The following is a 13,184-nucleotide window of genomic DNA, read 5'->3' as shown; positions in this document are numbered from 1 at the left end:
TTTAAATCGCCTTATTGGGATCAAACGCGTCGCGTACCGCTTCACCAATAAAGATCAGTAGCGATAAAAGCAGGGCAACGGAGATGAACGCAGTGATCCCAAGCCACGGCGCCTGCAGGTTATTTTTACCTTGTAACAGGAGTTCTCCCAACGATGGCGAGCCAAGCGGTAAGCCGAATCCGAGGAAATCCAGCGAGGTCAGGGTGGTTATCGAGGCGCATAATATAAACGGTAAAAAAGTCAGGGCGGCGACCATCGCGTTGGGTAGCATATGACGCAGAATAATACTGCGATCGCTCACGCCGAGCGCCTGCGCGGCACGAATGTAATCAAAGTTTCGGGTACGTAAAAATTCCGCACGCACCACGCCAACCAGACTCATCCAGCCAAACAGCACGGTAATGCCCAGCAGCCACCAGAAGTTGGGCTGGACCACGCTCGACAGCAGAATGATCAGAAACAGCGTTGGCATACCAGACCAAACCTCAATGAATCGCTGTCCCCACAGGTCCACCTTGCCGCCATAATAGCCCTGAATAGCGCCAGCCATGATACCCATCACGCTGGAACACAGGGTCAGCATTAAACCAAACAGGACCGAGATACGCGTGCCGTAGAGGATACGCGCCAGCACGTCGCCGCCGTTGGCGTCCGTCCCCAGCCAGTTTTGCGCAGAAGGTGGGGAAGGGAAGGGCTTATCGGTGGCAAAGTTAATGCTGGTGGCCCCAAAGCGTACGGGCGCCCACAGGATCCAGCCCTGCTTCTCCAGGCGCTGCTGTAGCCAGGGATCCTGATAATCAGCTTTGGTCGCCAGTGGTCCGCCAAAGTCGCTTTCACTGTAGTTTTTGAACAGAGGGAAATACCAACTGCTGTCATAGCGCACCAGCAGCGGCTTATCGTTGGCAATCAGTTCGGAACACAGGCTAAGGCCAAACAACACCAGAAAAATCCACAGCGACCAGTAGCCGCGGCGGTTATGACGAAAACGCGCCCAGCGGGCCTGATTGACGGGGCTTAATCGCGACATTAGCGTCCCTCAAAATCAATACGGGGATCGACCAGCGTATAGCTGATATCACTGAGAATATTCAGCAGCAGTCCGATCAGGGTGAAGATATAGAGCGTGCCAAACATCACCGGGTAGTCGCGTGATACGGTGGATTCATACCCCAGTAACCCCAGTCCGTTAAGCGAGAACATGACTTCAATCAGCAGCGAGCCGGTAAAAAACATGCTGATAAACGTTGCCGGGAAACCTGCTATCACCAGTAACATCGCGTTGCGAAACACATGTTTCCATAGAATATTTTTCTCGCTTACCCCTTTGGCTCGCGCGGTAACGACATACTGTTTGCGGACTTCATCCAGAAATGAGTTTTTAGTCAGCATGGTCAGCGCGGCAAACCCGCCAACCACCGTCGCCAGCACCGGCAGGGTAATATGCCACAGATAGTCGGTTATTTTTTGATACCAGGGCAGAGAATCAAAGTTGGCGGAAACCAGCCCGCGCAGCGGGAACAGATCGTAGTAGCTTCCCCCGGCAAAAAAGACGATCAGCAAAATCGCAAACAGAAATGCCGGGATGGCATAGCCGATAATAATGAATGCGCTGCTCCACACATCGAATCGACTGCCATTGTGTACCGCTTTACGGATACCTAGCGGGATCGACACCAGATAAATGATGAGCGTACTCCACAGCCCCAGCGTGACGGAAACGGGCAGGCTGTCTTTGATAAGCGTCAGCACCGAAGCGCTACGAAACAGGCTGTCGCCGAAATCGAAACGAATGTAGTCCCAGAGCATTTTGAAGTAACGCTCATGAATAGGTTTATCGAACCCGTAGCGGCGGGTGATTTCTGCAATCACTTCCGGGTCAAGACCGCGGCCTCCGCGATAATTGCTGTCGCTGATGTTACCCACGCCGGTTTGCGCGTGGCTGGCGCGAACGCCTTCGCTGCCCGCGCCGGGTAAGGCGCCACTTTGCCCGAACTCAATAGCGGCGACGGCCTGCTCAACCGGACCGCCGGGGGCAATTTGCACGATAAAAAAGTTGATGGTGATGATGGCCCAGAGCGTCGGGATCACCAGCAGCAGACGTCGAATTAGATAAGCGCCCATTTACTCTCCCTGTCGTCTGGCTGCGGGTAGCTTCGCCGCTTTGTTGACGTCATACCACCAGTTGTCGAGGCCGATGGTGTAAATTGGGCGAATAGCAGGATGTGAAAATTTGTCCCACCAGGCGATACGATCCTCGGCCATGTACCACATCGGCAACATGTAGTAGTTCCAGGTTAATACCCTGTCCAGCGCCCGTCCCAGCGGGATCAGTTTGGCTTTATCACCTTGCGCCGCGATGATTTGATTGATCAATTTATCAATCACCGGGCTTTGCACGCCGGGCGCATTGTAGCTGGAATCAATGTATTCAGAGGCCCACAGAATTTGCAGGTCCGAACTCGGCCACGGCATCGCGCGATACAACCTCGGCATCATGTCATAGTCGCGACTGCGCAGGCGGTTCGTGATTTGCGAATTATCAACCTGGCGGATGTTCATGGTGATGCCTAAGCGCTGCAGGTTGTGCTGGAACGGCAGTACCCACTGGCTGTTACTGCCCGCCGGGAGCAACAGTTCGAAGCTCAGGGGTTTACCGCTGACGCTGTTCACGCGCTGCTGTCCCTTTAGTATCCAGCCAGCCTGTTCCAGTAAGGTATTGGCTTTCAATAAGTTATCACGATCGTAGCCATCACCTGTTGATTTCGGCGGCTGATAAATTTGGCTGAAGACCTCAGGGGGGAGATCTTTTTTCAATGGCGCGAGTATCACCAGTTCATCCGCATCGGGGTAATTTTTTGCGGCATACTCGGTATTCTGAAAATAGCTGTTTGTCCGGCTCCAGGCGTTATAGAACAGGGCTTTATTCATCCATTCAAAATCAAAGGCCAGCGTGATGGCTTCACGTACGCGTCGATCGCTGAATACCGGACGCTGAATATTAAAGGCCAGCCAACGCGTATCCTGTGCGGATTCGTTTTTCTGCTCATCTTTGATGATGTAATGATTTGCGAAATTTTTGCCGGTATAACGTGTCGCCCAGTTTTTGGCATCGTTCTCCAGACGCAGATCAAACGCCCCGGCCTTAAACGCTTCAAAGGCGACGTTGTCATCAAGATAGTAATCGTAGCGGATGGTATCAAAGTTCCAGCGCCCGCGGTTAACGGGCAGGTTCGCGGCCCAATAATCTTTGACACGCGAATAGACAATATACTGGCCCATTTTCCACTGGGTGATACGGTACGGGCCGCTGGCAAGCGGTGGGGAAGATAAGGGATCGCTGAGTTTATGATCCTTCCAGTATTTCTCAGGCATCACGGGTAATGAAAACAGGCTGAGCATATCCTCTTTGCCCGGTTTGGCTAATTCAATACGCACGGTTAACGGTGCAATGGCTTTTACCGTTGTGCCTTTGTAGACGAGGCGAAACTGCGGCACGCCTTCAGTCATAAATTTGTGAAAGGTGAAGGCGACATCGCTGGCGGTAATGGGGGAGCCATCGTGAAAACGCGCCCGTGGATTAATGGCGATTTCTACCCAGGAATAGTCGTCAGCATAGCGCGCGCTGTCGGCAATGAGCGGGTAATAGCTGCCAGGCTCGTCGTCAGAGGTGGTAAAAAGCGTATCGTACAGCGTTTCGGTGCGCGCGCCGGGATTGCCACGCATTGCATAGCGGTTGAAGTTATCGAACGTACCAATCGCGGAGAGGGTGATTTGCCCGCCTTTGGGCGCGGCTGGGTTAACGTAATCAAAGTGGTTAAAGTTAAACGCGTACTTCGGTTCGCCCAGTACGGCAAACGCATAGCTTTCTTTGATGGATTGCGCCTGAACGCTAAACCCGATGAGGGCGATAAACAGCAGCAGTAGGCGAGGGATCATATAAAAGCGCTTTCCTTTTCCTGTCACAACCCGACGGGCATCATGCCTGAGAGATAAGGGGTGTGGCGGCGAGTAAGAGTATATGAATCGCAAACTGCGATCACCACGTTGGCTTATTGGGCTGCGCCATCCAACGCACGAAATCAGCAAGCTTTAACGGTCGGCTAATCCAGTATCCCTGGAAAAAATGTACTCCACGATCGCGCAGCCAACGAGCTTGCTCAGGTGTTTCTACCCCTTCAGCAACCGTCAGCATATTAAGACGCTTAGAGAGTGTCAACACGGCGTCCAGAACCGGAGAGGTCAGGGTTTCTGTGCCGATGGCGTTAATAAACCCACGATCGATTTTCAGGTAGTCAACGGTGAAGCGTTCCAGATAGATAAGCGCGCTATGACCAGTGCCGAAATCATCAATAGCAATTTCAAAGCCAACAGAGTGTAGCCATTCAAATAGCTGTGTCGCCTCGTGTTGATTAAGCATATCGCGTTCAGTGATTTCCAGCACTAACTGAAAATGGTTCGCGGGAAGCGAGGCGCGCAGCCGTCGGATGTCATCTTTAAAACTCTCGCCGTGCAGGTGCGTTGGTGCGATGTTAATTCCCAGTTTGGCGCCAGCAGGAAACACTTTTTGCAGCGTCGGGGCGTCCTGCGCTATCAACTTAAAGAGATGTTGGGTCAGCGGGACAATCATTTTCTGCGATTCTGCATAATGAATGAAGGCATCCGGTGGGATCTCACCCGTTGATGGATGATGCCAACGTAATAACACCTCAACACCTTTTACCTCCAGCGTTTGCATCTCTACGACGGGCTGGTACACCACATAAAATTGATTATGTTTGATGGCGTGGAGGATATCTTTACCAGGGCGTAACCGGACAGTGAAGATGTAATACCAGAGGAGAACCCCGGTGATAATCCCGGCCATACATCCCAACATAATCGCGTACCAGATGTCGTTGTACGTCCACTCTTGCGCATACAAACGAATCTTCAGCGGTACCTCTTTAAGCGTCGCCTGGCGCCATGGCGTGTTAGGCAGCGCAGAGACGTCCATAATTCGGGATGAAAATGTTGAAATAGCCGTGTCGCCAGCAATAACGGCAATACCATTAAAATTATCCTCGCGGGCGGTATAAAGCAGATAGGGCGCCAGGTTGATATTCAATGAAGAAAATACACCGCTGTTATGGAACGAGGGATTGCGGTGCCAAATCATTATCGCTGGCTTATCCGGCATCATGGGCGTCCCGGAAAGTATTTCCACATCAACATCTTTGTTGATATTCAGCTTCGGGATCAGCGACAAAATGGGGGCGTTCATTGCGCCTGTTGCGGAGGAGCAAAAAGCAATACCGTCTTTTACCAGCAAAAAAGCGCGAACGTTGAGGTTAAAAGCCGCACTGGAGGTAAGTTTTGCAGCGACTTGCTGGCAGTTCTTTTCCAGCAGGGGTTGAAGCGCATCTGTGGTGGTTTTGAGATCTGCAAAGTAACTACTGACATAATTCTGGATATCGGCAAGCAGCGTTTCGTACTTAACCTCTCGCTTATGCCAGGTAACCAAAAATTGCAGGGTACTCACGAGCAATGCGACGATAAGCCCCGTTAACATACAGGAAAGCAGGATTTTCCGACCGGATGAAGAGCTGCGTCTGAACATAGTTCCTTATGTTTACCTGTAGTAACCGCTTATTCTGTATGAATATAACCTGAAATGGTCCATGCTGTGAGATTTTTCTTAGTCGAGAGGCGAAACAAAAAAGCACCGCCGAAGCAGTGCTTTTGATATGTCTCATCAGGATAGCCAAGGGATAGCTGCCAAACGAAATTAACTGCGGCTCAGAACCCGGCGAGCTTCGTTGTAACGTTTTTTCCAGTAAGGCTCGTTCATGCTGGAAATGATAACGCCACTGCTGGTCGAGGCATGAACAAACTGGTTGTTGCCGATATAGATACCGACGTGGCGGCCTGTGGAGCCAGCACGGAACAGAACCAGATCGCCTGTGCGCAGATTAGTACGCGAAACGGATTTACCCGTTTCCTGTTGTTCGTAGGTTGAGCGCGGAAGCTCTAAACCAAACTGCTCACGGAACGTACGCTGTACGAAGCTGGAGCAATCAATACCTTTTTTGGTGCTGCCGCCAAGGCGGTAACGCACGCCTTTCCAGTCAGCATACTGATCCATAATACGTGATTTAACATCGATATTACGGACCATATTTTCAAATTCATCCTGAGAGGCTTGCAGTGAAGAGTTATCTCCATTGCCCACAGCATGCGTCTCAGAATGCATATTCCTGGCGGTGTTCGTGGTACTACATGCGGAAAGCAGAACCGCAACTGCTATCGCGGGTATGCCCCGCAAGATATATCTCAAAATCGGTTGAGATTTGACCATTTTGTTTGTTTTCCCTTGAAGTCCTTAACGATAAATATCGTTATAAAAAATGCCAAACGTGACGAGACTAATTACCATCGCACGATGAGACAATTCCTTAAGGTCAAATCTGTGGCAGAACGCACAAATTTATTCAGAAAGGGAATAATTGTCCCGCGAGGCAAAACGAGTTCGAGGTTACCCGATCGCCCCAGTCATTGCGAGAGATTTTATGTGATTTCTTATAAGAAAAATTGATACAGAAAGTGAATAAACGGCATTGGCTAAATTAAGAACAATTAGCGTAAAAAATATGCAAGCCATTCATTCTAAACATGAATAAGATGACAGGAGAATGACAATCAGAATGATGGAATATCGGTCGTGATCATCAGGGAATCAGAAGTTTCCCTGATGATGTTAATTGTTTTGCGTTATTTGTTTGAAAATTGTTTGTTTTTGCCGGGCAGATAATTCACAAACAGCGTGACCAGACGATCGCTTAATGGCGTCATTAGCCACCAGGGTAAGCCAATCAGCACAACCGTCATGGAGCCGACCACGATATCGGTGAGCCAGTGAGCGCCGATCATTACGCGTGGAAAAGCAAAAACCACAGCGATAATAAGGCCGATTATGCCTGCAACTTTTCCGAAATAACGCAGCATAAATGCGGAAAAAATAAGCAGCATCATGCCGTGATCGCCAGGAAAACTGTCTCTGGAGGCATCTTTGGTTGGAATATGCAGCAGTTCGCTGACGCGATAAATATTATCCAGCATCAGAGTAGGGCTGGCGCGTTTAACCGGAATAAGCGCCTGGCCCAACTGATTTAATACCACTGCGGTGAGCAGCATCACCAGACCAATAGCCACAATACGCCGGCGACCTTCCGCCGTATCCTTCAGCCAAAAGTGCAGCATCAGTGCGCCCATAGCCAACAACGAGCAGCCATCAAATGCCCGGTTATTGGTGATCGCAACAATCCACAGAAACAGCGGGCTTTCAACCAGCTTCTGATTGAAGAAACGGAAGACGCCCGTATCCAGTGAGGACCAGAACCCGTGCCCGGCGGGAATATACCAGGACAGAAACAGCGCTATACCTGCAATATTGAGCAGTATAATAAGAGGGTATCGGGTTTTCATCGTCGTTTACCATTGCTATAAAACGAAGGCAACCTTACGCGCTACCGTCTAAACGAAGTCTCAACAATGCGCTCTGTAACGTATTCCAGTCGGTGTCGGTATCGGAGATGAGTTCAATACGGCTATCCGGCGGAGCGACGTTTTGCGTCTCAATATGCCAGTCGTCTCCCTGACGGTTAATGCGCACCAGCCCCTCTTTGATACGCATTACACCTTTTACACGCCCTACGGGTGCAAGGCGCGACCATTCCAGCAGGCCGATGGTATCGAACACCGTATCGGCGTCAAAGATCCAGCCGCAGGCCTGATGACCCTGACCGCTGTTTAGGCTGCGACGCCAACGCTGTTGTGCGGGCAAACTTAACGCCGCCAGCCCTTTCTTGTCAGCATGACTATGGGCGTGCTCAGCGCTTGCGGGAAGCTGCGCCAGGTTTAGTCGGGGCAAATCCAGTAATTGACCGGCAATATTTCCATGATCGGCATGAACCAACTGACGATTGCCGCCATAGTGCTGCCACCAGGTTTGCAGGGCGTTTTCGCTTTCCGTTGTGGCGCGGTCGGCTTTGTTGGCGACGATGATATCGGCGGCAGCCAGTTGATCGCGGAAATTGTCATTGGCGACGCTTTTTTCATCCAGTAGCTGGCGAGGATCAAGAATACAAAGGGTCGCGCGCAAATCGATCCACGGTTCGTAAACCGGAGCGGTAAGTAAATCCAGAATCTGTTTGGGATGTCCGAGACCGGTAGGTTCAATGAGCAGTCGGTCAGGTTTTCCCTGACGCAACAATGTATTGAGGCCAACCTGCATTGGCAGACCGTTAACACAGCACATACAGCCGCCGGGGATCTCTTTTAGCAATGCGCCGCTGTCGGCTAAGAGGGCGCCATCAATACCGACTTCACCAAACTCATTGACCAGTACGGCCCACTTCTCTGCGGGATCTTTGTTTGCCAATAAATGAAGAATAGAGGTGCTTTTGCCACTGCCGAGAAAACCGGTGATGAGATTGGTTTTAGTCACATTTACTCCAGAATCATAAATTGCCGTAATGGCATTTAACAATCCTGGCGAAAAACGGGGAAAAAGAGAAGGGGTGAGAGGACGAAGACGCGCTTCGTCCTGATTAATGGCAGAAATCGTTAACTTTTTAACGTTTCAATGACAGCCTGATGCGCACCATATTGGGCAATACGCTGCCAGGCGAGCTGAATAGCCGCAACAAACTGCGGATTCTGTACCAGATCGGTGGCGAAAATCTCATGCAGAGAAAGCAGGGCGCTGACGCGTTCTGAGTCTGTACTCTGCTTCACAAGCGCGCTGATTTTCTCGCTCAATGGATCACGAATATCAATGGCCGCACCTGAATCATCCACTCCGCTTACGTAACGCATCCAGCCTGCGACGCCGAGTGCCAGCAGCGGCCACTCGCTGCGCCGTGCTAAATGTACGCGGATCCCTTCCAGCATACGCTGGGGTAATTTTTGGCTACCATCCATCGCGATTTGCCAGGTTTTATGCTTCAACGCCGGGTTGGCAAAGCGTTCCAGCAGGCTAGCGGCATACTGGTCTAAATCAACATCGGTGATTTGCAGGGTAGGCGCCTGTTCGTTGAGCATCAGACGGTAGGCGGCTTCACGAAAAGCGCTGTCCTGCATGCAGTCGCTGATGTGCTGAAACCCGGCCAGATAGCCGAGATACGCGAGAAACGAATGACTACCGTTCAGCATCCGCAATTTCATTTGTTCCCACGGCAGAACGTTTTCAACCATTTGTACGCCGGCGGTTTCCCACTGCGGACGACCACACACAAAATTGTCTTCAATCACCCACTGAATAAAGGGCTCACAGCTGATTGCGCAGGGATCGGCCACCCCCAACTCGCGGGCGATTTCAGCCAGTGACTCTTCGGTGGCGGCAGGAACAATCCTGTCCACCATGGTACCCGGGAAGCTGACATGTTCCTGGATCCAGTGGGCCAGCTCAGGTGAGCGTTTCTCCGCCATTCCCAGTACGGCGTTTTTTACCACATGGCCATTATCCGGGATATTATCGCAGGAGAGGACGGTAAAAGGCTGCAGCCCGCGTTCACGTCGGCGGTGCAACGCTTCAACAATAATGCCGGGTGCGGAATGTGGCTCAGCCGGAGTCTGTAGATCATGAATAATGCGTGGATGAGAAAGATCCAGCGAGCCTGTTGCCGGATCGATGCAGTAGCCTTTTTCCGTAATCGTTAACGAGACAATCGCCACCTGAGGTTCACAGAATTTTTCGATAATGGCCGCCAGCGAATCCAGCGTGGCGTTCAGACATTCTTTGACGGAGCCGATAACAATCGGTTGGTTGCCATTCGCCCCTTTTTCTAACACGGTAAATAAATGATCCTGCTCGCGAAGCTGACTCATTAGTCGATCGCCGCTGAACAGACTTATCTCACAAATTCCCCAGTCCCCACCCTGTGCATTCAGTACCCGATCGGTCAGTAATGCCTGATGGGCGCGGTGAAAAGCACCGAAACCAAAATGCACAATCCGCGTTTTTAATTGTTGGCGATCGTACTGCGGCATCATGACATTTTTCGCGAGCGGCACTGAGGCAATAGTTTTCATTCAATACACCTGATTAACCATTAATTAACAATGGCAGTATAAAGTTATATGACAGCAAATTGAATTGGTGTGCCTCATTTATCCGGGTAATGTGAGCTGGATCAACCAATCATTGCGGATTCGTTGATCCTCGCCCAGATGCCTGTATGGTAGTCGTCATTAAGTGAGTCTAATTTGGTATAACAACTTGTGAGGTGAAACCATGGAACAAACCTGGCGTTGGTACGGACCTAACGATCCAGTATCGCTTGATGATGTGCGTCAGGCTGGCGCAACGGGTGTTGTGACCGCCTTGCACCACATTGCCAACGGTGAAGTCTGGCCGGTAGAAGAGATTAAAAAGCGGCAGGCTATTCTGGCTGAAAAAGGGCTGACCTGGTCAGTGGTGGAAAGTATCCCCGTCCACGAAGATATCAAAACGCACTCTGGTCAGTATCAAACGTGGATTGCTAACTATCAGCAGAGTATCCGTAATCTGGCGACCTGCGGCATCGATACCGTGTGCTATAACTTCATGCCGATCCTCGACTGGACGCGTACTGACCTCGAGTATCAGTTGCCGGACGGCTCCAAAGCGCTGCGTTTTGACCAGATCGCTTTTGCTGCTTTTGAGCTGCATATCCTCAAACGTTCGGGGGCTGAAGCGGATTACACTCCGGAAGAACAACGCCAGGCGCTGGACTATTTCAATGCCATGAGCGAGGCCGATATTGAAAAACTGACGCGCAATATCATCGCAGGTCTGCCCGGTGCCGAAGAGGGGTATACCCTGGATCAGTTCCGTGCGCGCCTTGCTGAATATGACGGCATCAGCAAAGACGACTTGCGCAATAACATGGCGGTATTCCTGCGGGCGATAGTGCCAGTGGCAGAAGAAGTCGGCGTGCGTCTGGCCGTACACCCGGACGATCCGCCGCGTCCGATCCTTGGCCTGCCGCGCATCGTTTCGACCATCGAAGATATGCAGTGGCTGAAAGACACCGTCGACAGCATCAATAACGGTTTCACCATGTGCACCGGCTCCTACGGCGTACGCGCCGATAACGATCTGGTGAAAATGATTGAAACCTTTGGCGATCGTATTCACTTCACGCATCTGCGTTCAACTTGCCGTGAAGATAACCCGAAAACCTTCCACGAAGGTGCGCATTTGCAGGGCGATGTGGATATGGTATCGGTGGTGGCGGCGATTCTGAGCGAAGAGCAGCGTCGTAAAAAGGCGGGCGATCTGCGTCCAATCCCGATGCGCCCCGATCACGGGCACCAGATGCTTGATGATTTGCATAAAAAAACCAACCCGGGCTACTCTGCGATTGGTCGTCTGAAAGGACTGGCGGAAGTCCGTGGCGTTGAGCTGGCGCTGAAACAAACACAGTTCCGCGATCTGCTGTAAGGCGAACAACAGGGATTGAGCGGCAGGCTCGATCCCTGTAATCCATTAAGGCTGCGATAGCGCCTGCTCCAGTACCGCCAGGACTCTTTTTATCTGCTGTAACTGCAATCCACCAAATCCAAAAAACATAACTGCGTCGCTGTTCTCTTCACGCCATGCGGCTTCTGAGCCATTCTCTATATCTGGCAACGTATCGAAACGAATCCCGGCCAGCAGGCAGCGTTGTTGTAGCCTGGCGATAATTTCGGGGGACCAGGCAATGCGTAATGAGAGGTGCAGACCTGCCGTTGCGCCAGCGATTTTCCCTTCGGGAAACAGTGCGGATAGGCCGTCGCGTAATAGCGTAAGACGTGCCGCATAATTGCAGGCCAGCTTGCTGATATGCGTATAAAACACCTGATTTTGCATTAATTCGGCCAAAAATTGCTGCAACAACCACTGGCTCCCGTTGTTGTTGAGCGCTTTCATATTCTGTACGGCCGGAAGCAGTTCGTCAGGGCAAATGAGATAGCCAAGACGTCCTCCTGGTCCCAATGTTTTGGAAAATGTCCCTATATAGATAACCCGGTTGTGATAATCCATGGCTTTCAGCGCGGGAAGGGGATTTTCTCCATAGGTAAAAACGGCATCGTAATCGTCTTCAATAATGTAAGCGCCGACGCGCTGCGCCCATGTTAATAATGCCTGACGCCGCTCCAGTGACAGGACGCTACCCAGCGGATACTGATGCGCTGGAGTAACATAACAAAGCTGGGTAGCATATTCCGGTAAATTATCTGTTTGCAGTCCGTGGTTATCGACAGCAATTGGCGTAATGTCTGCGCCGTAATAATTAAACAGATGCCAGGCCCCCGAATAACAAGGGGACTCGGTTACAATATGGCACTTTTTTTGCTGACTGAAAGTATGATGGTTAATAAAGAGTTGACTGAGCAGTGACAGTCCTTCCTGAATCCCGTTAGTAATAATGATGTTCTCTGCTCGAGTATTAATACCGCGAGATAAATTAAGGTATCTGACCAATTGTTCACGCAGTGAAAATAATCCATTTGGTGAATGATATCGGGTGAATAATTGTTCCTTGAGGACGCTGGGGGCGTTATTCCATTTGCGCCAGCTTGACCAGGGAAAAGCATTGGGATCGGGAACGCTCATTTGGCAATAGCACTCTCGCCCAGGCTCTGCATAAACATCGGTGGGGATCCCAGCCGCTTTAGGTTTCATCGGCGGGGAACCCTGCGCGACGGGCACGATTGCTGGCGTTGTGCGTACAGGTGTGGTGAAGATGACCTCGTAGCCGATACCTTGTCGACTCTTAATTAATCCCGCGGCCATGAGCTTATCATAGGCCATCACGACCGTTATTTTGGCAACGTTTAATACCTGTGCCTGCTCGCGAATAGAGGGAAGTTTATCTCCACAAAGCAAATCACCGCGCTGAATGGCCTGGAAATAAAATTGAAATATCTGCAATTGCAGCGGGGTACGGCTTTCTCGATCGAGAGTCAGTGTTAGCATGAGGAATTCCTTATGTATATATACGCACTATATTACGAGCTTCTCTTCTTTACGTTTTGATGCACCTCATAGAGTAGATGCTGTTCCTATAAGCTGCTTTTACTGTCTCTATTTTTGATTTTTATGATCGCTTAGCGTGTCGCTATTAAAAAAATGGAGGCAAGCATGTCGTGGATAAGAAAGAACGCACTGTGGTGCGCATTCG

10 protein-coding genes are annotated in these 13,184 nt (G+C 50.8%); 1 reads left to right on the top strand and 9 read right to left on the bottom strand.

All coding sequences use genetic code 11. From position 1 onward, the window contains the following. Position 1 precedes the first annotated feature (1 nt). From KQJ18_RS06705 to KQJ18_RS06670, 8 genes are all read right to left on the bottom strand, one after another. Complete coding sequence (locus KQJ18_RS06705; RefSeq protein ID WP_061382084.1) at positions 2-1,027, bottom strand: ABC transporter permease; 1,026 nt, start codon at positions 1,025-1,027, stop codon at positions 2-4. Further along, positions 1,027-2,121, bottom strand: coding sequence for a microcin C ABC transporter permease YejB (locus KQJ18_RS06700; protein ID WP_038642053.1), 1,095 nt, complete (start codon positions 2,119-2,121; stop codon positions 1,027-1,029). Before KQJ18_RS06700 ends, KQJ18_RS06705 begins: the two co-directional genes overlap by 1 nt. Further along, on the bottom strand, positions 2,122-3,936 hold the full coding sequence (locus tag KQJ18_RS06695) for an extracellular solute-binding protein (RefSeq protein WP_069323431.1): 1,815 nt from the start codon (positions 3,934-3,936) through the stop codon (positions 2,122-2,124). It lies immediately after the preceding gene. Between the two features lie 100 nt (positions 3,937-4,036). Further along, positions 4,037-5,596 carry a cyclic di-GMP phosphodiesterase gene (locus KQJ18_RS06690; RefSeq protein WP_069323432.1) on the bottom strand — a complete coding sequence of 520 codons (1,560 nt, stop codon included), beginning with the start codon at positions 5,594-5,596 and terminating at the stop codon, positions 4,037-4,039. A 168-nt stretch (positions 5,597-5,764) separates the two neighbouring features. After that, positions 5,765-6,334 carry a bifunctional murein DD-endopeptidase/murein LD-carboxypeptidase gene (gene mepS, locus KQJ18_RS06685; RefSeq protein ID WP_003027474.1) on the bottom strand — a complete coding sequence of 190 codons (570 nt, stop codon included), beginning with the start codon at positions 6,332-6,334 and terminating at the stop codon, positions 5,765-5,767. Positions 6,335-6,747: 413 nt separating this feature from the next. Further along, positions 6,748-7,461 (bottom strand): phosphatase PAP2 family protein, encoded by a 714-nt coding sequence (locus KQJ18_RS06680; RefSeq protein WP_069323433.1) that lies wholly within the window; start codon positions 7,459-7,461, stop codon positions 6,748-6,750. Between the two features lie 34 nt (positions 7,462-7,495). Beyond that, positions 7,496-8,482, bottom strand: a complete 987-nt coding sequence (locus KQJ18_RS06675; RefSeq protein WP_204525280.1) for a GTP-binding protein — start codon at positions 8,480-8,482, stop codon at positions 7,496-7,498. A 119-nt stretch (positions 8,483-8,601) separates the two neighbouring features. Next, positions 8,602-10,068, bottom strand: coding sequence for a mannitol dehydrogenase family protein (locus tag KQJ18_RS06670; protein WP_085047862.1), 1,467 nt, complete (start codon positions 10,066-10,068; stop codon positions 8,602-8,604). A gap of 202 nt (positions 10,069-10,270) precedes the next feature. On the opposite strand from KQJ18_RS06670, the gene uxuA reads away from it, so the two are divergent. Beyond that, complete coding sequence (gene uxuA / locus KQJ18_RS06665; protein ID WP_038642040.1) at positions 10,271-11,461, top strand: mannonate dehydratase; 1,191 nt, start codon at positions 10,271-10,273, stop codon at positions 11,459-11,461. Between the two features lie 45 nt (positions 11,462-11,506). On the opposite strand, the gene KQJ18_RS06660 is transcribed toward uxuA, so the two are convergent. Then, entirely contained in the window at positions 11,507-12,979 is a 1,473-nt protein-coding gene (locus tag KQJ18_RS06660) for a PLP-dependent aminotransferase family protein (protein WP_038642037.1), read from the bottom strand. Between the last annotated feature and the right edge of the window lie 205 nt (positions 12,980-13,184).

This window comes from Citrobacter sp. S55_ASV_140 (genome assembly GCF_018919505.1).
Lineage (GTDB): Bacteria > Pseudomonadota > Gammaproteobacteria > Enterobacterales > Enterobacteriaceae > Citrobacter > Citrobacter werkmanii.
Note: the sequence above shows the minus strand (reverse complement) of the source record. Positions and strands in the feature narration are given on the sequence as shown.